Raw genomic sequence first — 19800 nt, 5'->3', positions numbered from 1 at the left:
TCAGGCTCGGCCCTCCGACTGAAAGTCGGGCCTTGCGAAGCGGGCGCCCGACGCTTCAAGTGACGCCGTTGACGGTGTTGAAACCGGGCCGGAGAGTGGTAAACCACGCGAGGGGGACATGCGCGGCCACCTCGCCGCGGAGCGGATCGGGGGGTCTGCCATGAGTACTGCCACGGGCGTCGGTACCGCGGGGCACGGCACGCGTGTGCCGTGGGTGGACGTCGTGATGTCCGCGGTCGCCGGGGTGAGCTGGGCGCTGATCGGGATGGCCGGGACGGCGGCGCTCGGGCTGCGTCTGCTGGACGCGGACGCGGCGGGTTCGCTGGGGCCGATGACGGCCGCGGTGGTGGCGCTGGCGGCCGGTGGCTCGGTCACCCCGTCCGGCGACGTGTCGGTGTTCGGGCTGTCGGGCGCGGAGGCGAGTACGGCCGTCGAGATCACGCCACTGGGGGTGAGTCTGGTCGGTGCGCTGCTGTTGTCGTATTTCTTCCTACGGTCCCTGCGGGCCGCGGGCGCCGTGTTGTCGCCGGCCGAACTTGTCGCCCGCGCGGGCACGGTCATAGCGCTCTTCGTGGGGATGTCGGGCGGGCTGGTGTGGGCGGGCCACGATGTCGTGACGATCGACGGGGGCGCGCTGGGGCTGGACGACCTGCCGGGCGGTGGAGGCGGCGGGCTGGAGATTCCGGGGCTGGGGGACCTCGGGGACATCGAGGGTCTGCTGCCGGACCGGGTCGGTGACCTCGTCGAGGCTCAGGCGGCGGTCGGGTTCACCGTCGACACGGTGCCGACGCTGCTCGGCGGCCTGGTCTGGCCGGCCGTCGTCCTGGCCGTCGCGTTGCTGGCGTCCCGGCGCACTCCGCTGCCACGCGGCTGGGACGCCGTGCACCGGGTCGTACGGCCTGCCGTGTCCGCCCTGGTCATGGTGGGTCTGGTGGCGGTGGCAGCGGGGTACGCGGCGGCGGGGTACGCGGCGATCGGCGACGACCACCCCCGGCGGATCGCCGGAGCGGCTCTGCTGGGCGCGCCGAACGGCGTGTGGCTCGGCGTCCCGATCGGGCTGTTCGTGCCCTGGGACGGGCGGGCGACGGGTGCGCTGCTCGGTGCTCTGCCGCACCCCGTGGACGACCTGCTGCGCATGAGCTCCGGTCGGCCGGTCACGCTGACCCGGCTGGCCGAACTCGACGGGCGGGTGTGGCTGCTGGGGGTGGCGGCCGCGGTGATGATGCTGCTGGCCGGTGTGCTGGTCGCGGTACGGACGCCGTTGGGGGTAGCGGCCGGTCCGGGTGATCCGGGTCTTCCGGGTGGCGGGGTGCCGGGTGGGCGCGGCATCGGTGGTGCGGGTGCCGTGCGGGGAGGGGGTGCCGCGGGGTTCGCCGGGCGGTGTGCGCTGCGGCTGGGGGTCACGACGGCGTTGGCCCTGCCTCTGCTGGCCTGGCTGACGGAGGTGTCGGCGAACGCCTCGCTGTCCGTGCTCGGCTTCGACGCGTTCGGCGCGGGCATCGAGCTGCGCGGGAACCTCGGCATGGCGCTGCTCCTGGGTGCCGTCTGGGGTGCGGGCGCGGGTGCCGCGGGGGCAATGCTGGCGTGGGCGAGCGGGGCCGCGGGACGGCGGGCGGCCCCGCTGGCGCAAGCGGAGGCCTCGGCGCGGGAAGGGGTCCGGGCCGGGAAGGACGCGGCGGGTGCCGGCAGTGCGGGGGTCGTACGGGATGCCGGGTCTGTCGGCCCTCCGGAGGGCGGACCGTCGTCCGGGGCGGGAGCCGGGCCGTATGCGCCGGGGGTGCCGTACCGGCCACCGAATCCGGGCACCAACCCGTATCTGATCGTGCCCGAGGAGCTGTGGGGACCGCAGGACGCACGCCCGGCCGAGGAGCGGCAGCAGCGGCCCGGTCCGTCACCGGCACTCGGTGACATACGGCCGCCCGGCCGAGCGGCGGACGAGCCTTTCCGGGATGACGGCGGGCCGGGCGAACCGGGCGCGGGCGACCTCTCCGACGCTCCTACCGTGATCCGTCCCGTCGAACCGCCTTCGCGCGACCGGCCCCGAGGCGGGCGGTCCGGGGGTGGCGGGTCCGGGCGGGGCCCCGGGCACGGTTCCGGGCCGTCGGCCGGGAGGCGGTCCCCGTTGTGGCCGGACGAGGGGCCACCGCCCCCGCCGCCGCCTCCCCCGGCGCCGCGCGGGCCCGGCGGCGGACGGTGAGAAAGGCGTGGTGAGGGAGGCGCAGTGAGGGGGCGGTACCCGGGGCACGTAAGGTCCGGGACACCTCCGTGACGCCAAGATTTCGCTGTCCGCCAGACGGACCTCGGGCGCGCGGGGCACTGCGTGCCGGATACGGTGGGAACACCATGAGCGCATCGCAGACTTCGGACGTTCCCACGCTCCTTGTCAAGATCTTCGGCAAGGACAGGCCGGGCATCACAGCCGGTCTCTTCGACACCCTCGCCGCCTACTCCGTCGATGTGGTCGACATCGAGCAGGTCGTCACCCGTGGCCGAATCGTGCTGTGCGCGCTCGTGACCGAGCCGGCGCAGGGCCTGGAGGGCAATCTGCGGGCGACCGTCCACAGCTGGGCGGAGTCCATGAAACTGCAGGCGGAGATCATCTCCGGCATCGGCGACAACCGTCCGCGCGGCCTCGGCCGTTCCCTGGTCACCGTGCTGGGCCGCCCGCTCACCGCCGAGACGGCGGCGGCGATCGCCGCGCGGATCACCCGGTCCGGCGCCAACATCGACCGTGTCTTCCGGCTCGCCAAGTATCCGGTGACCGCGGTGGAGTTCGCGGTGTCCGGCACGGAGACGGAGCCGCTGCGCACCGCCCTGGTGACCGATGCGGCGAAGCTCGGCGTCGATGTCGCCGTCGTCGCGGCCGGACTGCACCGGCGCGCCCAGCGTCTGGTCGTCATGGATGTGGACTCCACGCTCATCCAGGACGAGGTGATCGAGCTCTTCGCCGCCCATGCCGGGTGCCAGGACAAGGTCGCTGAGGTGACCGAGGCGGCGATGCGCGGGGAACTGGACTTCGAGCAGTCGCTGCACGCACGCGTGCAGTTGCTGGCGGGGCTGGACGCCTCCGTGGTGGACAAGGTGCGCAGCGAGGTACGGCTGACACCGGGCGCCCGTACCCTGGTCCGCACGCTGAAGCGGCTCGGCTACCAGGTGGGTGTGGTCTCCGGGGGGTTCACCCAGGTCACGGACGATCTGAAGGAGCGGCTCGCGCTGGACTTCGCCCACGCCAACACCCTGGAGATCGTCGACGGGAAGCTGACCGGCAGGGTCACGGGCGAGATCGTGGACCGGGCGGGCAAGGCGCGGCTGCTGCGCCGGTTCGCCGCCGAAGCGGGGGTTCCGCTGTCGCAGACCGTGGCGATCGGCGACGGCGCGAATGACCTGGACATGCTCAACGCGGCGGGTCTCGGTGTCGCCTTCAACGCCAAGCCGGTGGTACGTCAGGCCGCTCACACGGCCGTGAACTTCCCCTTCCTGGACACGGTCCTGTATCTGCTGGGCATCACGCGTGAAGAGGTCGAGGCGGCGGACATCCTCGACCCGGACTGAGCCGCGCGGAGGGTTCGCGGGCGCACCGGCCGTACCGCACCCGATCCGTCCGGTCCACAGCCGTCCGGTCCACAGCCGTCCTGTGCGCGGCCGCCGGTGTCCTTGCGGGAGCGGGGCCCGGCACCTGGTCCACGCCGCCGGTGCCCGACCCCGCCGTCATGCCGTGCAGGTCATTCGCTGGGAGCCCAGTAGTCGAGCAGGGTGGCGAGGCCCGGCTCCAGAGACTTCCAGGAGCCGGTGAAGGACAGCACGGCGAACGCGGCTGCCGGATAGCCGCGGCGGCTCATCCGCTCGCCCGCGTCCCCCTCGGCCGATCCGGCGAGGATCTCGGCGAGTCCCTGGATCCCGGGATTGTGGCCGACCAGGAGCACGTTCTGCGCGTCGTCCGGGGTTTCGTTCAGCAAGGCGATCAGCTCACCGGGCGATGCCTCGTAGATCCGCTCCTCGTACACCGTCTTCGGTCGCTGCGGGAACTCGTGAACCGCGAGTTTCCACGTCTCCCGGGTCCGGGTCGCGGTGGAACACAGGGCCAGATCGAAGGCGATGGCGGAGTCGGCGAGCTTGCGTCCGGCGACTGCGGCGTCCGTCCTGCCACGCTCGGCGAGCGGGCGCTCATGGTCGGTCACCGGCGGCCAGTCGGCCTTCGCATGCCGGAAAAGGACAATCCTGCGAGGTTCTGCGACGCTCATGTGACCCAGCTTCGCATGAAACAGGCCATGAGGCGCAGGTAGTTGACGGCCACTTCCGGGGTGCTCAGCGGGCTATGAGCTGCTGTGCCCGCTCGATGAGGTGGGTGATCCCGGGCTCGGCGGTCACCGCGTGCGTATCCGCGGGGTTCAGGAGCAGGGTGAGCAGCGTGACGAAGGCGAGTGCGGGCAGGGCGAGGGCCCACCACGGCAGCCGGATGTCGACGCCGCCCCGGGGGACCGGGTGGGGCCGGGTGTGCGTGCGCGCCGCCATGGGGGCCTCCGCTCTTCGAGTGGTCCGTGTCCGCGTCTCGCGGCCACATCTCGAAGGTATGTACTCCCGGGCTCTCAACCCATCCGGTGACCCACCCACTTGACCCTGAGCCTGGCCCCCTAGGGGATGGGGGTGCCAGCACCACCATGGGCCCCGGACCTGGGCGGCGGCGGGAGTGTCACGGCGCCAGAATGCTCGCGATCACACCGATGACGATGAAGATGGCGAAGAACGCGCCGAAGACGAGCAGCATCTTCTTCTGGCCGTTTTGGGGGTTCGGGTCGAGGACTGGCATGGGGCAAGTCTCGCACTCGCCACCGGTCCGGCCCGCCCCGGGGCGGGTCGGGTCGGGTCGGAAAACCGGAAGGCCGCGGGCTCACGGGTCGGAAACCCCGAAAGACCGCGGGCTCAGCGGCCGGCCGCCGCCTCTTCCTCCACCGTGCGGGCGCGGCCCGCCAGCACGCCCGCGACCATCTGCGGGATCAGCAGGGCGGACATGAGCGCCAGCGGCAGGCCCCAGCCGCCGCTGTGCTGGTAGAGGACGCCCACCAGGAGGGGACCCGGAATGGAGATCAGATAGCCGGTGCTCTGCGCGAAGGCCGACAGCTTGGCCACACCCGCGCCGGACCTCGCCCGCATCCCGACCATGGTGAGCGCGAGCGGGAAGGCGCAGTTGGCGATGCCCAGCAGCAGCGCCCAGAGCAGGGCACCGGTGGCGGGCGCGAAGTACAGCCCGGCGTATCCGGCCAGGCCGCTCGTGCCGAGCACGACCACGATCGGGCCCTGCCGGGGCAGCCGCGCGGCGACGCGCGGGATGACGAAGGCGAGCGGCACGCCCATCGCCATGGTGAGAGCGAGCAACAGCCCGGCCGTGCTCGCGGACACACCCGCATCCCGGAAGATCTGCGCCATCCAGCCCATGGTGATGTAGGCGGCGGTCGCCTGGAGCCCGAAGAAGACGGCCAGCGCCCAGGCCGTCCGGCTGCGGGTGATCCGCAGCTCGGGTGCGGGCGCCTGCTCCTGTGACGGGCGCCGACCGGACGTCTGCTCCCCCGGCGTTGCCTTCTCCGTCGTTCCCTCCCCTGGCCTGTGCCGCTCCCGCGCGGGCGTCCGCTCCGCCGGTGCCCTGCCCCGCTCCCCCGCGAACGGGAGCCAGGACAGGACGGCAGCCACGGCGAGCGCCGCCCACAGGCCGAGTCCCGACTTCCAGTTCCCGCCCAGCGCCTCGGTCACCGGCACGGTCACCGCGGCGGCCAGGGCCGTACCGAGGGCGAGTGCCATGGAGTACAGGCCGGTCATGGAACCGACCCGGTCCGGGAACCACTGCTTGACGATGACCGGCATCAGGACGTTGCCGACGGCGATGCCCATGAGTGCGAGGGCACTGACCGCGAGGAAACCCGCCGTGCTCCCCGTGAACGGACGGATCAGCAGACCGGAGCCGATGGCGGCCATGGCGGCGCACACCACCGCACCCGGTCCGAAGCGGCGGGCCAGCCGCGGGGCGGTGACACCGAAGGCGGCGAAGCACAGCGAGGGCAGGGAGGTGAGCAGCCCGGCCACGGTGCCGCTCATACCGAGCCCGGTACGGACCTCCTCGAGCAGCGCGCCGAGGCTGACGATCGCGGGTCGGAGGTTCAACGCCGCCAGGACGATGCCGACGACGAGCAGGCGCACCGTCCACGCGCGCGCGGCGGACCGTCTGGCCCCCGGGTCACCGGCCTCCCGGTGACCCGGCTCCGGGCCGTCGGTCCCCCCGGTCCGTCTCTCCCGGGTCCCTGTGCTGTCGGATGCCGGAGCCGCCGCGCACGCGGTCGTGGACGCGGTCGTCCGGGATTCCTCACCAGCTATGAAGTCCATCATAAAATCATAGGATGATTGGTTGTCCACGCTGGGAACGCCGCCCGGCGCCTCCGTCGTGCGAAGGTGTGTCATGCCCCTGAGCCATCCCCGTCGTTCCGTCCTGTCCGAGCAGGTCATCGCCGCTCTGCGCGCCCAGATCACCTCGGGCGAGTGGCCGGTCGACTCCCGTATCCCGACCGAGCCGGAGCTGGTCGAACAGCTGGGGGTGGCCCGTAACACGGTCCGCGAGGCCGTCCGCGCGCTGGCGCACAACGGGCTGCTGGACATTCGCCAGGGATCGGGCACGTATGTCGTCACCACGAGCGAGCTGGCGGGTGTGATGCACCGCCGTTTCGCCGACGCCGACCCCGGGCACATCGCGGAACTGCGCTCCACCCTGGAGGCGTCCGCGGCGCGGCTGGCCGCCCGACGGCGCACCGAGAAGGACCTCAAACAGCTCGACACGCTGCTGCTGCGCCGCGAGGAGGCCTGGGAGTCGGGTGAGGCGGAACCGTTCGTGGCGGCGGACGCCACCTTCCACCTCGCCGTCGTGGCCGCGTCGCACAACGACGTACTGACCGCGCTGTACGCGGACCTGAGCGAGGTCCTGCGGGACTGGCTGCGCGACGACGTGGGCCAGGAGCTGACCCCGGAGACGCACATGGACCACGCGCGGTTGGTGGACGCGATCCGCGCGGGTGACGCGGCGACGGCGGCCGAGGAGGCCGCCGCCTATCCGCTCGTGTGCCGTCCGGGGCGCGTCAACCCGCCTTCCGGTGGCTGATCCACGCCGCCCCGACCGCATCCCAGCAGCGTCCGGCGAGCCGCACGGTCTGTGCGGGTCCGGCGGCCACCGGAGCGCTGTCACTATCGAGGTCCCACCATCGGACGCATTCGATGTGCAGGCGCACGTGGTCGGCGTCCGGGTAGGGGTTGTGGCAGTACGCGGTCACCCAGGACCCGTCGACCCCGATCCGGCAGGCGGCCCCGAACGGATCGTCGGCCGCCGCACCGTCCGACCCGGCGTCGCCCGATCCCGCGTCGGCGGGGTGCACGCTCGCGTGCGGCATCGCGTCGTACGGCATCGCGTCGTACGACAGGATCGGCACGAGGCCGACACCGGCAACAACGGCGACGGTCATCGAGGCCAGGCGGTAGAAGCGCACAAGAGGACCTCCTCGGCCGTGCTGGGGAGGGGGATCACGCGGCGAACGCGTACTCCACAGTCCCCTTTCGACGCCGGGCCCCGCCTGCTCTGCTGAGCCGATCGGGTGACATGGCCGAGGGCCCGCACCCTCATGGGGTACGGGCCCTCGACGACTGCCGCGGGCAGGAGCCCGCGGCGCCTAGGCGCCGATGGCGTGCAGACCGCCGTCCACGTGGACGATCTCGCCGGTGGTCTTCGGGAACCAGTCGCTCAGCAGGGCGACGGCGCCGCGGCCGGCCGGCTCCGGGTCCTTCAGGTCCCACTCCAGCGGGGCACGGGTGTCCCACACGGAGGCCAGTTCGCTGAAGCCCGGGATGGACTTGGCGGCCATGGAGCCGATCGGGCCCGCCGAGATCAGGTTGCAGCGGACGTTCTGCTTGCCCAGGTCACGGGCCACGTAACGGCTGGTCGCCTCCAGGGCGGCCTTGGCCGGGCCCATCCAGTCGTACTGCGGCCAGGCGTACTGCGCGTCGAAGGTGAAGCCGACGACGGAACCGCCGTTCTGCATCAGCGGCAGGCAGGCCATGGTCAGCGACTTCAGGGAGAACGCCGAGACGTGCATGGCCGTGGAGACCGAATCGAACGGCGTGTTGAGGAAGTTGCCGCCGAGCGCGTCCTGCGGCGCGAAGCCGATGGAGTGCACGACGCCGTCGAGGCCGCCGAGCTCCTCCCCCACGACGTCCGCGAGCCGGCCCAGGTGCTCGTCGTTGGTCACGTCGAGCTCGATGACCTTGGTGGGCTTGGGCAGCTTCTTGGCGATGCGCTCGGTCAGCGTGGGCCGCGGGAACGCGGTCAGGATGATCTCGGCGCCCTGTTCCTGGGCCAGCCTGGCCGTGTGGAAGGCGATGGAGGACTCCATCAGCACACCGGTGATCAGGACGCGCTTGCCCTCGAGAATTCCGCTCATGTCGTTCAGTGACCCATTCCCAGTCCGCCGTCAACGGGAATGACGGCTCCAGTGATGTACGAGGCGTCGTCCGAGGCGAGGAACCGCACCGCGGCGGCGATCTCCTCGGGCTGCGCATACCGGCCGAGCGGCACCTGCGACACGATGCCCGCCCGCTGCTCGTCGGTGAGCACCTTGGTCATGTCGGTGTCGACGAAGCCGGGCGCGACGACGTTGAAGGTGATGTTGCGCGAGCCCAGCTCACGGGCGAGGGAGCGCGCGAAGCCGACCAGGCCGGCCTTGGAGGCCGCGTAGTTCGCCTGCCCCGCCTGGCCGGCCAGGCCCACCACCGAGGAGATCAGCACGACCCGGCCCTTACGGGCGCGCAGCATGGCGCGGTTGGCGCGCTTGACGATCCGGAAGGTACCGGTGAGGTTGGTGTCGACGACCGAGGTGAAGTCCTCCTCGGACATGCGCATCAGGAGCTGGTCCTTGGTGATGCCGGCATTGGCGACGAGCACCTCGACCGGGCCGTGCTGGGCCTCGATCTCCTTGTAGGCCTGCTCCACCTGCTCGGAGTCGGTGATGTCGCACTTGACGGCGAGGAAGCCCTCGGGGGGCTCACCCGAGCGGTACGTGATCGCGACCTTGTCACCGGCATCGGCGAACGCGCGGGCGATGGCGAGGCCGATGCCACGGTTACCTCCGGTGACGAGAACCGAGCGGCTCAACGGATCACCCTTTCGATAGCGGTCTGGAGCCCCTGCGCGAGGCAGGCGCCTTCCCCGAAAACTTATCGGTCGGGACGCTCCCCGGAGCAATCGGGCACCGACAGTGACACACGGGAGCAACTGTCGGATCCCTACAGTCGGCGACCCCGCAGGCAGACGGGGTCAGTCCGCCATTCCCGGCGCGTGCGCGGCCGGCCCTTCGGTGCGAGCGGTCTCGAGCATCCTGCGGTCGTAGGTCACCAGGGCGGTCAGGTCGTCCCGCGGGGAGAGTGCGCCGACCGATGGGGCTCATCCGCTGTCGTGCCGGAGGCAAGCGGCTCCGTGTCCCCTGCGTCCCGCTGCGGCAGGAAGGCTTCCAAGACGTCCGGTGGCTACGTCGTGTCGTCCGCGTGGCAATCCGCGATGAGCCCTTGAGATCGGCAGTCGCCCTCCTCGCGCTCGGACGACAGCAGCGCCAAGGGATCGGCATCCTCCGGTACCTCGTAGTGCGGCATGCTGTGCCGGTCGGCGGCGGTGACCGGTTTCAGCTTGATCTTTTCCTGCGCTACCACATGCGTGTACCGCTCCATGGGCCGACCGGCCGGTGACGGCGTGGCGATCAGGTTGCCGTGCCTGGTGATCTGGTTCGTCGCCCTTTTCAGTCCAGGCCGACCGGCGTGATCGGTGTGACAGGGGTGTCGTCCGGGCCATTGGTCTGGACGAGCAGAAGATCGCCGACCGTTGCGTCGGGACCGAGACCGAGGCTGGCGACCGGGATCGCACCCGAGGCCTTGGCCGTGCCGACGGGTTGGAGTCGCAGTTCACCCTCCGCACCCTGGTAGGCGAGTACCGCCCATACCTCGTCATGGCCGATTCGGGCCACAACGCTACTCAGCCGGTCGGGAAGAACCGCGCAGACGACCGTGAGCCTCTGTTGTTCCGTCCGCGGGATCGCCGCAATCCGCTCCAGGACACCAGGGAAGGCCAGAGTGCCCTCCAACAGCCGTTGGAGGGCCTCCCGCTCTCGGTCCCGGCCGTCTCCGGCACCGGCTGCGGCAAAGTGGACCAAGGGGAGGCCGTCATCGAGGGTGCGCTGCCACTTCGGCAGCATGAAGTCGATGGTCAGGGCCTCCTCCCTGGTGGGGGTGTGCACACCGTCCCCCTCGCCGAACTGGGCGAGCCAGGCATTGACATCCCCCCAGCGCCACACCGGTGAACGACCCGCGACACCCTCGGGGTCCGGGAACGGCAGTTTGTCCTGCCGCCGCTCACCGTTCACCCACTGCTGGACATTCTGCCGCGAGCGCTCCACACGCTCTGCGATATCGGAGACGCCGACGAGGTCGGGGTCGGTGCGCAGCAGGCGCAGGCCGGGCAGGGACTTCCGCAGCCGCACGACAATACGGTGGGCCGCATCGATCGCGTTGGCCCCACTCTCGGCGATATCCAGGAAGTGCCGGCCTCGGTGGTAGGTCAGCAACCCGCCGAACGTGTCGTGGACCATCCCGACGGCCTCGTCGTCGTCCACGCTGATCCCGTCCACGACGAAGTGGAACTCGTACTCCATGACACCCCAGCCCCCCATGCGTGTGCCTCTCGTCCCTGGTCCTGTACTCCTGCGCCTCTCGCTCCAGGGAACGCCCCCAGACGCCAGCTTCGCCGAGTCCGGCAGTGTTGTCAATTGACAACACGAGGTCACTTGACGACGCCGCCGCGCAAAGCCGCGCGAGGGTCGTCCGGAGGCAACGGGCACCACTTCGCCTTGCGCCGGATACGCCGAGCCTCCTGACCGGGGTTCTTCGGCGTACCTCCGACACGGATCACCGTGCACTGGTCCTCGCAGGGGCAGTAGAGCGTGCCCCAGTGGGCCTCCGACCTGAGCACCCACCCGTCGGCGACGAGCCGCTTGAGGACCTCCCTGATCTCCTTGCTCGGATGGTCCGCTGCAGCGACCTCGCGTCCGACCACGTACGCCTCCACAAGCCGTCGCCCGCCGAAGAGTTGACCGTCAACTCCAAGTAGCCGACAAGCCTACCCGGCACCACCGACAACTACCGAAATCACAACTGACCTCTACCAGACGGTCATTGCGGAAGATGATCGTCGACTACTCGTAAAGCGGGCGCTGTCCCGCTGCGGTACGGCGTTCACTGACCTACGAGGCCCGACACCTCGGCACCGTCCGTCTGGAGCGCCACCGGCTGGGCGACGCCGAGGTGAAGAACACCTACGACGTCATGGCCGCCGTTCTGGCCGACCTGAGCTGAAGGACTACCGGGGGTGCACTCGTACAGGGTGCGGGTGCAGTCGCTGCCGGCCGGGACAGGGCCGCCCTATCACGGCGTTCGGTGACCCGGCCGCGGGCGTCGATGACCGCCAGGGGGCCGGTGCGGCCCTCGATGGCTGTGCGGTCACCCTGCCGGTCAGTTTCAGTACGCCCCCTCTCCTGTTCATAGACCCGGAAGGCCGCTTCGGATTCGAGATCCGGATCGGATTCGAGGTCCGGTCGGCCGCCTTGACGAGCGGCCACAGCCTCCTGAACCGAAGACCGTCCCGAGTGTGGTCGACCAGAATCGTCGCCGCCTGGTGGACCGCTCTCGCACTGACCTCGAAAGGTGTGGTCACCGGTTCCCTCCGTCCGGAGCCGACCTTCGGCTCCGCCCACCGAAAAGACCACCCCCGGCCACCGGTAGTCGCCCTGACGGGCCATCCGGCTGCCTGGCCGGTCAGTTGATTCCGTCGAGATCGTGCGAGACCAGGCACCGAACCTGCTTCCCGACGGGCGTGGCCACCACGTCCCAGCCGGGCGCCAAAAGGTCCATCAGCGGGAGTCCGCGCCCCGACTCGGCCTCCCCGTCGTCGAGTCGGGCCCCGGGCGCGCGGCGCGGACGACGGCTCCCGTCCGGGTCGTGCAGCCGTACCCACACCCCGGCCGGGCCCGTCTCCACCTCGGCGACCAGCGGTGCGTGATCACCGCAGGCACGCACGGCGTTCCCGTACAGCTCGCACAGGACCAGTTGCGCCGCGTCGACCAGATCCGCCCCGGCGCCGCTGTCCCGCAGGGAGCGGGCGGTGAGGCCTCGGACGGCCCGAAGGTTTCCCGGGGAGGCGGACATGTGGAGGGTGAAGCCGGCGGGGGTGGGGGTGAGGTAGTGGCCCAGGGAACGGGTCGAGGTGAGGGAATTCGCGAGGAAGTCGGGTGTGACGGACATGAGGCTCCTTGAGGGGTGCGCTCCAATTTGGCTCGGTTGCGGCCAGGTTGAGCGTGGGCCCATTCACAGGAGAATCGCAACCTTTCGACCCGATCGAGTGACATTTTCTTTTTCGCTCGGTTCGGCGAGGGCGGTCGGGTGCAGGCTGTCGGTATGCCCAACTCCCCCATGGCTCCCACAGTCCGGCGTCGTCGTCTCGGCACGACCCTGCGCAGCTTCCGCAATGAGGCAGGGCTCAGTCTCGACCAGGCCGCCGAGGCCATGGGCTGGGCGGCCCCGAAGCTGTCGAAGATCGAGAACGCCGTTCAGGGCATCAAGCCCGGCGATCTCACCGAACTGCTCAAGGTCTACGGAGTGACAGACCCGGACGTCGGCGCAGTCCTGGAGACGCTGCGCAGCGACGCCCTCAAGAGGGGCTGGTGGCAGGCCTACTCAGGCATCGTGCAGCCCGCGTACGCCGACTACATCTCCCTGGAGTCGGACGCCGAGCAGATCTGTGTCTGGACTCCGCTCCTGGTCCCCGGGCTGCTCCAGACCACCGCGTACGCCCGGGAAACGATCGCGGGCATCACGACGACCCGTACGCCGGAAGAAGTCGCCGCACTCGCAGAAGTACGGATGGCTCGGCAGTCCGTACTGACGCGACCCGGTACGCCGCTGGAGCTGTGGGCCATCATCCACGAAGCAGCACTGCACCAGCGGTTCGCCGCCCGCCCGGCCACCATGCGCGAGCAGTTGCGCAAACTGCTCGACACCGCCGAACTTCCCAACGTCACCGTCCAGATCATGCCCTTGAGTTCCACTGCGCACCCGGGGCTCGAAGGAGGCTTCAGCCTCACCAAGTTCAGGTCACCCCTTCCGAATGTCGTGCTCTTGGAGAACGCCGGGAGTGCGACATACGTTGAGGGCGACGACGCGGCACCCTTCGACAGGGCGTACGAGCGCATTCGGGCCACAGCGCTCTCGGTGGAGGACTCGCTCGTCCGCATCTCCGAGTTGGAAGAAGGCCTGAGACAGTGACCGATCGCAAGACCGACCTGTACGCCATGGACCTCACGGGCGCTGTCTGGCGCAAGTCCTCCGTGAGCGGGGCGGAGAACGACTGCGTGGAGATCGCCGCACTGCCCGGTGGTGGGCGGGCCGTGCGTGACTCCAAGAACCCCGGCCGGGAACCACTACGGTTCACCGCCTCGGAGTGGGCGGCGTTTCGCACCGGAGTGATATCCGGGGAACTCTGAGCGGTGGCGGACGCGAGGGAGCCTGCCGCCTCGGCCTGACGGCGCACGCGTGATTCACTGCCCTCGACGGTCCGTCGGCGAGCGTTCGAAGGGAATTCCCACTCGTGCCCCACGAAGTTGATCAGACGTTCCTGGCCCTGCCCCTACGCCCCCTCGCCGACGCCGCGCTCGCACGCGCGCGTGCGCTCGGTGCGGAGCACGCGGACTTCCGGCTGGAGCGGGTGCGCAGCGCCTCCTGGCGGTTCCGGGACGCCAAGCCCTCCGGGTCGTCGGACACCACCGACCTCGGGTACGCGGTGCGCGTGGTGCACGGCGGGACGTGGGGGTTCGCGTCCGGGGTGGATCTCACCCTCGACGCCGCCGCCAAGGTCGCCTCGCAGGCCGTGGCCATGGCGAAGCTGTCCGCCCAGGTGATCAGTGCGGCCGGGTCGGAGGAGAAGGTCGAGCTGGCCGACGAGCCGGTGCACTCCGAGCGGACCTGGGTGTCGGCGTACGAGATCGATCCGTTCACCGTGCCCGACACGGAGAAGGCCGGGCTGCTGGCCGAGTGGAGCGCGCGGCTGCTGGCGGCGCGCGGGGTGGACCATGTGGACGCCTCGCTGCTCACCGTGCACGAGAACAAGTTCTACGCGGACACCGCGGGGACCGTCACCACGCAGCAGCGGGTGCGACTGCACCCCGTGTTCACGGCCGTTTCCGTCGACGAGTCGAGCGGTGAGTTCGACTCCATGCGCACCCTCGCGCCGCCCGTCGGGCGTGGCTGGGAGTACCTGACGGGCACCGGCTGGGACTGGGACGACGAGCTGGAGCGGATTCCCGGGCTGCTGGCCGAGAAGATGCGCGCGCCGAGCGTCGAGCCGGGCCTGTACGACCTGGTCGTGGACCCGTCCAACCTGTGGCTGACCATCCACGAGTCCATCGGGCACGCCACCGAGCTGGACCGGGCCCTCGGCTACGAGGCCGCCTACGCCGGCACCTCCTTCGCCACCTTCGACCAGCTCGGCAAGCTGCGCTACGGCTCCAAGCTGATGAACGTCACCGGCGACCGCACCGCCGAGCACGGCCTGGCGACCGTCGGGTACGACGACGAGGGCGTCGAGGCGCAGTCCTGGGACCTGGTGAAGGACGGCACGCTGGTCGGCTACCAGCTGGACCGGCGGATCGCGAGGCTGACCGGGTTCGAGCGGTCCAACGGGTGCGCGTTCGCGGACTCCCCCGGGCATGTTCCGGTGCAGCGCATGGCCAATGTGTCGTTGCGGCCGGATCCGGCCGGGATGTCGACCGAGGATCTGATCGGGGGCGTGGACCGGGGCATCTATGTCGTCGGTGACCGGTCGTGGAGCATCGACATGCAGCGGTACAACTTCCAGTTCACCGGGCAGCGTTTCTACCGGATCGAGAACGGGCGGCTCACGGGGCAGCTGCGGGACGTCGCCTACCAGGCCACGACCACCGACTTCTGGGGCTCCATGGCAGCGGTCGGCGGCCCGCAGACGTATGTCCTCGGGGGCGCCTTCAACTGCGGCAAGGCCCAGCCGGGGCAGATCGCGGCGGTCTCGCACGGCTGCCCGTCCGCCCTCTTCAAGGGCGTCAACATTCTCAACACCACGCAGGAGGCGGGCCGATGAGGGGCAGCGTCGCATTCGGCCGGGGGTCCGGGGGTCGCCTCCCGGGACAGCACAGCCTCAACGCCACGCAGGAGGCGGGTCGATGAGGGGCAGCGTCGCATTCGGCCGGGGGTCCGGGGGTCGCCTCCCGGGACAGCACAGCCTCAACGCCACGCAGGAGGCGGGCCGATGAGCGCGCGTACCACCAAGCCGCACGAGATCGTCGAGCGCGCTCTCGCACTGTCCCGGGCCGACGGCTGTGTCGTGATCGCCGACGAGCAGTCGACCGCCAACCTGCGCTGGGCGGGCAACTCGCTCACCACGAACGGTGTCACGCGCGGGCGCACGCTCACCGTCATCGCCACCGTGGACGGCGTGGAGGGCACCGCGTCCGGCGTGGTGTCCCGGTCCGCGGTGACCGTCGAGGAGCTGGAGCCTCTGGTGCGGGCCGCCGAGGCCGCCGCGCGGGGTGCCGGTCCCGCCGAGGACGCCCAGCCGCTGGTCACGGGAGTGGCGGGGACGACTGGGTCTCCCGATTTCACCGAGGCGCCCGCGGAGACCTCGTCCGCCGTGTTCGCCGACTTCGCGCCGGCGCTCGGAGAGGCGTTCGCACGCGCGCGTGCCGGTGGCCGGGAGCTGTACGGCTTCGCCAACCACGAGCTGGTGTCCAGCTATCTCGGCACGTCCACGGGCTTGCGGCTGCGGCACGACCAGCCCAACGGGACGCTGGAGCTCAACGCCAAGTCGCCGGACCGTACCCGCTCGGCGTGGGCGGGCCGCTCCACACGGGACTTCAAGGACGTCGACCCCGCGGCGCTCGACGCCGAGCTGGCGGTGCGGCTGGGCTGGGCCGAGCGGCGGCTCGAGCTGCCCGCCGGCCGGTACGAGACGCTGCTGCCGCCGACCGCCGTCGCGGACCTGCTGATCTACCAGCTGTGGTCGGCCTCCGGCCGGGACGCGACCGAGGGCCGCACGGTGTTCTCCAAGCCGGGCGGCGGCACCCGGGTCGGTGAGCGGCTGGCCGAACTGCCGCTGAGCCTGCGCAGCGACCCGAACGAGCCGGGGCTGGAGTCGGCGCCGTTCGTGATCGCGCACTCCTCCGGGGGCGACCAGTCGGTGTTCGACAACGGGCTGCCGCTGGCGGCCACCGACTGGGTGCGGGAGGGCAAGCTGAACCGGCTGACCACCAGCAGGCACAGCGCGGCCCTCAGCGGGCTGCCGGTGGCGCCGGCGATCGACAACCTGATCCTGGACGGCGGCGGCGACCGCTCTCTGGAGGAGATGGTCGCGGCCACAGGCCATGGTGGGCCCTGCCTGCTGCTGACCTGCCTGTGGTACATCCGCGAGGTGGACCCGGCGACCCTGCTGCTCACCGGTCTGACCCGGGACGGCGTCTACCTCGTCGAGAACGGCGAGGTCGTCGGCGAGGTCAACAACTTCCGGTTCAACGAGTCGCCGGTGGACCTGCTGGGCCGGGCCACGGAGGCGGGGCGTACGGAGAAGACGCTGCCCAGGGAGTGGGGCGACTGGTTCACCAGGGCCGCGATGCCCGCGATGCGGGTCCCCGATTTCAATATGAGTTCTGTCAGCCAGGGCGTATAACCTCGTAGGCGTTCGGAAACCGAAGAAGCACCGAGGAGACGCGAGAACCGTGACGGACATCGTCGACGAGCTGAAGTGGCGCGGGCTGTTCGCCCTGTCCACCGACGAGGACGCCTTGCGCAAGGCGCTCGCGGACGGTCCTGTCACGTTCTATTGCGGCTTCGACCCGACCGCGCCGTCACTGCACGTGGGACATCTGGTGCAGGTGCTCACGATGCGCCGGCTCCAGCAGGCCGGGCTCCGGCCGCTGGCGCTGGTGGGCGGGGCCACAGGACAGATCGGCGACCCCCGCCCGACGGCGGAGCGCACGCTGAACGACCCGGAGACGGTGTCCGGCTGGGTGGAGCGGCTGCGTGGCCAGATCGAGCCGTTCCTGTCCTTCGAGGGCGAGAACGCGGCCACGATGGTCAACAACCTCGACTGGACGCAGAACCTGTCCGCGATCGAGTTCCTGCGGGACATCGGCAAGCACTTCCGCGTCAACAAGATGCTGACGAAGGACTCCGTCGCGCGGCGGCTGGAGTCCTCCGAGGGCATCAGCTACACGGAGTTCAGCTACCAGATTCTGCAGGGCATGGACTTCCTCCAGCTGTACCGGCGCTACGGCTGCACGCTCCAGCAGGGCGGCAGCGACCAGTGGGGCAACCTCACGGCCGGGCTCGACCTGATCCACCGCCTGGAGCCGGACGCCGAGGCGCACGCGCTGGCGACGCCGCTGATGACGAAGGCGGACGGCACCAAGTTCGGCAAGACCGAGGGCGGAGCCGTCTGGCTCGACCCGGAGATGACCACGCCGTACGCGTTCTACCAGTTCTGGCTGAATGTGGATGACCGGGACATCTCGACCTACCTGCGCATACTGTCCTTCAAGTCCCGCGAGGAGCTGGAGGCGCTGGAGCAGCAGACGGCGGAGCGTCCGCAGGCGCGCGCCGCGCAGCGTGCCCTGGCGGAGGAGCTGACGACGCTGGTGCACGGCGCCGGTCAGACGGCCGCCGTGATCGCCGCGTCGAAGGCGCTGTTCGGTCAGGGTGAGCTGGCGGAGCTGGACGAGCGGACGCTGACGGCGGCCCTCTCGGAGGTGCCGCACGTCCGGGTCGCCGAGCTCGGTCCGGTCGTCGACCTGTTCGCCGAGGTCGGCCTGGTGCCCAGCAAGTCGGCCGCGCGGCGCACGGTGAAGGAGGGCGGCGCCTACGTGAACAACGTCAAGGTCACCGCCGAGGACGCCGTGCCCGCGAAGGAGGATCTGCTGCACGGCCGCTGGCTGGTGCTGCGCCGGGGCAAGAAGAACCTGGCGGCGGTGGAGCTCACGGCCGCCTGAGCACACCGCTCGGGCGCAGCATGTGAACGTCCTCACGCGACATGACGGGGCGGTCTCCGGGGGTGTGGGGCGCCCCGCGTTTCCGGAGGCTGTCTCCCGTCGTTGCGTCGCCGGGGCCCGGTGCGTCGTACTCCGACCTACACGGTGGACGCGGTGTGCCCGGCGTACGTCAGGTCCGCTGTGTGCGCTTGCCCCTCATCTGCATGTACAGCATGTCGACGAAGAAGACGATGACGACCGCCGCCACCAGCTGGAAGATGTGCCGGCCCCAGTCGATGCCCGGCGTCTCCGCGATCCCGAAGCCCCGCGCGATGGCGTTGCCCGCGATGGCGCCGAGGATGCCGCAGATGGTGGTCAGCCACAGCGGGCTGTGCTGCTTCCCCGGGATGATCGCCTTCGCGATCAGACCGAGCACGAACCCCACGATGATCGCCCACAACCAGCCCATGGCTGCCTCCTGGTGCGCCTTGACACGAACATTACGGCCAGTGTCGGCCCGGATCCTTTACGCCGCATGTCGGCCGTACCGTACGCACCGCGGCGCAGGCTGGACGGACACGCCGGGGTCCGGGCCCGGGACACGGACGGGGGCACGGGCCGGGCGCCCCGGTCTCGTGGGCGGTGGGGACGCGGCGTAACGTGGTGACGTGCGGGCCCGGGTCCCGGCCTGTCGCAGGACGGCCGGAGGCAGGGAAAGTCCGATTCGGGCGGATGGTGGAACGCGATGTGGAAGCAGCATGGCAGCGGCGGCGTCCAGGTGTTCCGGATCACCGGCGCCAGAACGGGTCTCCAGGAAGATGTACGCGGGCGGCAGCGCCGGTATGTGATCTCGATGATCGTTCGTACGATTTCGGTCGTCCTCGCGGCCACACTCTGGAACGTGGAACGGCCCGTCGCGATCGTGGCGCTGGCTCTCGGCATGCTGCTGCCGTACGTCGCAGTGGTGATCGCCAACGCCGGACGCGAAAACGCGCCGTCGCTGCCGTCGGCTTATCTGACGCCGCAGATGCGGCCGATGATCACATCTTCACGGACGAATGACGGTCCGGCGGAATCCAGGACGGAAGATGTGGCGCCCGAGCCCACTCCGGGCGCACGAACGGAGCGGCCCGAGTCGTCATGACCTTTGGGACATGACCATGACCAGCCGCAAGCGGAAGACACTAACCCGCCAAGCTCAAGAAATGCTCAGATCAATCGTGTTGTTCCGGTGCCGGGGGCGGGGGGACCCGTGACATACTTCGTACGCGCTCCGCATCCCCCGTCGGAGCGACGGACCGACGCCGGGCAGCTCCCCCCGTGGCTGCTCGGCGTCGCCTTTTCCCCCTCTTCTTTCCCTGCCTCTTCCCTCGCCTTCTTCTCCCGCTTCCGCCCTTTCGCGCGGGCCGTCGCACTGCGCCGCTCGGGTTAGGGTCGGCGGTGTGATGGACCCTGATCCCGAGACGCCGATCTGTTCCGCGAAGGGCTGCCGTGCCGCCGCCGTGTGGGTGCTCGCCTGGAACAACCCGAAGCTGCACACGCCGGAGCGCCGCAAGACCTGGCTCGCGTGCGAGGAGCACCGGGAGCATCTGTCGCAGTTCCTCGGCGTGCGCGGGTTCCTGAAGGACGTCGTGCGCTTCGAGGAGTGGGAGGCGCCCGAAGGGGCGTAGGGCCTGAGGCCGCTCCG

At 70.5% G+C, this 19800-nt stretch carries 22 protein-coding genes; 10 read left to right on the top strand and 12 right to left on the bottom strand.

The window, feature by feature from the left end:
- Positions 1-160 precede the first annotated feature (160 nt).
- Both ACFP2V_RS13095 and serB read left to right on the top strand, forming a co-directional pair.
- Positions 161-2197 (top strand): streptophobe family protein, encoded by a 2037-nt coding sequence (locus ACFP2V_RS13095; RefSeq protein ID WP_381210314.1) that lies wholly within the window; start codon positions 161-163, stop codon positions 2195-2197.
- A gap of 146 nt (positions 2198-2343) precedes the next feature.
- Positions 2344-3552 (top strand): phosphoserine phosphatase SerB, encoded by a 1209-nt coding sequence (serB, locus tag ACFP2V_RS13090; RefSeq protein ID WP_381210311.1) that lies wholly within the window; start codon positions 2344-2346, stop codon positions 3550-3552.
- Between the two features lie 170 nt (positions 3553-3722).
- Here the strand turns inward: serB and ACFP2V_RS13085 are convergent, their stop codons facing one another.
- From ACFP2V_RS13085 to ACFP2V_RS13070, 4 genes are all read right to left on the bottom strand, one after another.
- On the bottom strand, positions 3723-4241 hold the full coding sequence (locus tag ACFP2V_RS13085; RefSeq protein WP_381210308.1) for a SixA phosphatase family protein: 519 nt from the start codon (positions 4239-4241) through the stop codon (positions 3723-3725).
- Between the two features lie 64 nt (positions 4242-4305).
- Positions 4306-4512 (bottom strand): hypothetical protein, encoded by a 207-nt coding sequence (locus tag ACFP2V_RS13080; RefSeq protein WP_381210305.1) that lies wholly within the window; start codon positions 4510-4512, stop codon positions 4306-4308.
- Between the two features lie 178 nt (positions 4513-4690).
- The gene (locus ACFP2V_RS13075; protein ID WP_095534108.1) at positions 4691-4807 is read right to left on the bottom strand and encodes an SGM_5486 family transporter-associated protein; all 117 of its coding nucleotides are present in this window, start codon (positions 4805-4807) and stop codon (positions 4691-4693) included.
- 113 nt (positions 4808-4920) lie between these two features.
- A complete protein-coding gene (locus ACFP2V_RS13070) occupies positions 4921-6375 on the bottom strand; it encodes a CynX/NimT family MFS transporter (RefSeq protein WP_381210302.1) in 1455 nt (484 codons plus the stop codon).
- 70 nt (positions 6376-6445) lie between these two features.
- On the opposite strand from ACFP2V_RS13070, the gene ACFP2V_RS13065 reads away from it, so the two are divergent.
- On the top strand, positions 6446-7138 hold the full coding sequence (locus tag ACFP2V_RS13065) for a FadR/GntR family transcriptional regulator (protein WP_381210299.1): 693 nt from the start codon (positions 6446-6448) through the stop codon (positions 7136-7138).
- Here the strand turns inward: ACFP2V_RS13065 and ACFP2V_RS13060 are convergent.
- From ACFP2V_RS13060 to ACFP2V_RS13030, 7 genes are all read right to left on the bottom strand, one after another.
- The gene (locus tag ACFP2V_RS13060) at positions 7116-7496 is read right to left on the bottom strand and encodes a hypothetical protein (RefSeq protein WP_381210394.1); all 381 of its coding nucleotides are present in this window, start codon (positions 7494-7496) and stop codon (positions 7116-7118) included. The two genes, ACFP2V_RS13065 and ACFP2V_RS13060, sit on opposite strands and share 23 nt — an antisense overlap.
- Before the next feature lie 204 nt (positions 7497-7700).
- Positions 7701-8468, bottom strand: a complete 768-nt coding sequence (fabI, locus tag ACFP2V_RS13055) for an enoyl-ACP reductase FabI (RefSeq protein ID WP_381210296.1) — start codon at positions 8466-8468, stop codon at positions 7701-7703.
- 5 nt (positions 8469-8473) lie between these two features.
- The gene (gene fabG, locus ACFP2V_RS13050; RefSeq protein WP_381210293.1) at positions 8474-9178 is read right to left on the bottom strand and encodes a 3-oxoacyl-[acyl-carrier-protein] reductase; all 705 of its coding nucleotides are present in this window, start codon (positions 9176-9178) and stop codon (positions 8474-8476) included.
- 371 nt (positions 9179-9549) lie between these two features.
- Complete coding sequence (locus ACFP2V_RS13045) at positions 9550-9729, bottom strand: hypothetical protein (protein ID WP_381210290.1); 180 nt, start codon at positions 9727-9729, stop codon at positions 9550-9552.
- Positions 9730-9815: 86 nt separating this feature from the next.
- The gene (locus ACFP2V_RS13040) at positions 9816-10742 is read right to left on the bottom strand and encodes a helix-turn-helix transcriptional regulator (protein ID WP_381210288.1); all 927 of its coding nucleotides are present in this window, start codon (positions 10740-10742) and stop codon (positions 9816-9818) included.
- Between the two features lie 110 nt (positions 10743-10852).
- Positions 10853-11125 (bottom strand): hypothetical protein, encoded by a 273-nt coding sequence (locus ACFP2V_RS13035; protein WP_381210285.1) that lies wholly within the window; start codon positions 11123-11125, stop codon positions 10853-10855.
- A 758-nt stretch (positions 11126-11883) separates the two neighbouring features.
- Positions 11884-12369 (bottom strand): ATP-binding protein, encoded by a 486-nt coding sequence (locus ACFP2V_RS13030; RefSeq protein WP_381210282.1) that lies wholly within the window; start codon positions 12367-12369, stop codon positions 11884-11886.
- A gap of 153 nt (positions 12370-12522) precedes the next feature.
- On the opposite strand from ACFP2V_RS13030, the gene ACFP2V_RS13025 reads away from it, so the two are divergent.
- The 5 genes from ACFP2V_RS13025 (at position 12523) to tyrS (ending at position 18134) form a co-directional block, all read left to right on the top strand.
- On the top strand, positions 12523-13389 hold the full coding sequence (locus tag ACFP2V_RS13025) for a helix-turn-helix domain-containing protein (RefSeq protein ID WP_381210279.1): 867 nt from the start codon (positions 12523-12525) through the stop codon (positions 13387-13389).
- Entirely contained in the window at positions 13386-13607 is a 222-nt protein-coding gene (locus ACFP2V_RS13020) for a DUF397 domain-containing protein (protein WP_381210276.1), read from the top strand. The genes ACFP2V_RS13025 and ACFP2V_RS13020 overlap by 4 nt, the downstream gene beginning before the upstream one ends.
- 104 nt (positions 13608-13711) lie before the next feature.
- Positions 13712-15235: a TldD/PmbA family protein gene (locus ACFP2V_RS13015; RefSeq protein ID WP_381210273.1), complete on the top strand. Its 1524-nt coding sequence runs from the start codon at positions 13712-13714 to the stop codon at positions 15233-15235.
- A gap of 168 nt (positions 15236-15403) precedes the next feature.
- A complete protein-coding gene (locus tag ACFP2V_RS13010) occupies positions 15404-16816 on the top strand; it encodes a metallopeptidase TldD-related protein (RefSeq protein WP_381210270.1) in 1413 nt (470 codons plus the stop codon).
- Positions 16817-16865: 49 nt separating this feature from the next.
- Positions 16866-18134, top strand: a complete 1269-nt coding sequence (tyrS, locus tag ACFP2V_RS13005; RefSeq protein ID WP_381210267.1) for a tyrosine--tRNA ligase — start codon at positions 16866-16868, stop codon at positions 18132-18134.
- A 169-nt stretch (positions 18135-18303) separates the two neighbouring features.
- Here tyrS and ACFP2V_RS13000 read toward each other — a convergent pair whose 3' ends face one another.
- Positions 18304-18582 (bottom strand): GlsB/YeaQ/YmgE family stress response membrane protein, encoded by a 279-nt coding sequence (locus ACFP2V_RS13000; protein ID WP_381210264.1) that lies wholly within the window; start codon positions 18580-18582, stop codon positions 18304-18306.
- Positions 18583-18858: 276 nt separating this feature from the next.
- Here ACFP2V_RS13000 and ACFP2V_RS12995 point away from each other — a divergent pair, with 276 nt between their 5' ends.
- Both ACFP2V_RS12995 and ACFP2V_RS12990 read left to right on the top strand, forming a co-directional pair.
- Positions 18859-19257, top strand: a complete 399-nt coding sequence (locus tag ACFP2V_RS12995) for a DUF3099 domain-containing protein (RefSeq protein ID WP_381210262.1) — start codon at positions 18859-18861, stop codon at positions 19255-19257.
- A 301-nt stretch (positions 19258-19558) separates the two neighbouring features.
- Positions 19559-19783, top strand: coding sequence for a hypothetical protein (locus tag ACFP2V_RS12990; RefSeq protein WP_381210391.1), 225 nt, complete (start codon positions 19559-19561; stop codon positions 19781-19783).
- Positions 19784-19800 lie beyond the last annotated feature (17 nt).

The organism is Streptomyces incanus (assembly GCF_042656345.1).
GTDB classification, from domain to species: Bacteria; Actinomycetota; Actinomycetes; order Streptomycetales; family Streptomycetaceae; genus Streptomyces; species Streptomyces incanus.
The sequence above is the reverse complement of the archived record's forward strand: the minus strand, read 5'-3'. Positions and strand labels throughout refer to the sequence as shown.

Coding starts and splice junctions, on each gene's coding strand:
- ACFP2V_RS13025 (WP_381210279.1), top strand. CDS start 12,523: ATGCCCAACTCCCCCATGGCTCCCACAGTCCGGCGTCGTCGTCTCGGC.
- ACFP2V_RS13075 (WP_095534108.1), bottom strand. CDS start 4,807: ATGCCAGTCCTCGACCCGAACCCCCAAAACGGCCAGAAGAAGATGCTG.
- ACFP2V_RS13000 (WP_381210264.1), bottom strand. CDS start 18,582: ATGGGCTGGTTGTGGGCGATCATCGTGGGGTTCGTGCTCGGTCTGATC.
- fabI (WP_381210296.1), bottom strand. CDS start 8,468: ATGAGCGGAATTCTCGAGGGCAAGCGCGTCCTGATCACCGGTGTGCTG.
- ACFP2V_RS13060 (WP_381210394.1), bottom strand. CDS start 7,496: ATGACCGTCGCCGTTGTTGCCGGTGTCGGCCTCGTGCCGATCCTGTCG.
- ACFP2V_RS13070 (WP_381210302.1), bottom strand. CDS start 6,375: ATGATGGACTTCATAGCTGGTGAGGAATCCCGGACGACCGCGTCCACG.
- ACFP2V_RS12995 (WP_381210262.1), top strand. CDS start 18,859: ATGTGGAAGCAGCATGGCAGCGGCGGCGTCCAGGTGTTCCGGATCACC.
- serB (WP_381210311.1), top strand. CDS start 2,344: ATGAGCGCATCGCAGACTTCGGACGTTCCCACGCTCCTTGTCAAGATC.
- ACFP2V_RS13010 (WP_381210270.1), top strand. CDS start 15,404: ATGAGCGCGCGTACCACCAAGCCGCACGAGATCGTCGAGCGCGCTCTC.
- ACFP2V_RS13080 (WP_381210305.1), bottom strand. CDS start 4,512: ATGGCGGCGCGCACGCACACCCGGCCCCACCCGGTCCCCCGGGGCGGC.
- ACFP2V_RS13040 (WP_381210288.1), bottom strand. CDS start 10,742: ATGGGGGGCTGGGGTGTCATGGAGTACGAGTTCCACTTCGTCGTGGAC.
- ACFP2V_RS12990 (WP_381210391.1), top strand. CDS start 19,559: ATGGACCCTGATCCCGAGACGCCGATCTGTTCCGCGAAGGGCTGCCGT.
- ACFP2V_RS13095 (WP_381210314.1), top strand. CDS start 161: ATGAGTACTGCCACGGGCGTCGGTACCGCGGGGCACGGCACGCGTGTG.
- ACFP2V_RS13065 (WP_381210299.1), top strand. CDS start 6,446: ATGCCCCTGAGCCATCCCCGTCGTTCCGTCCTGTCCGAGCAGGTCATC.
- ACFP2V_RS13030 (WP_381210282.1), bottom strand. CDS start 12,369: ATGTCCGTCACACCCGACTTCCTCGCGAATTCCCTCACCTCGACCCGT.
- ACFP2V_RS13085 (WP_381210308.1), bottom strand. CDS start 4,241: ATGAGCGTCGCAGAACCTCGCAGGATTGTCCTTTTCCGGCATGCGAAG.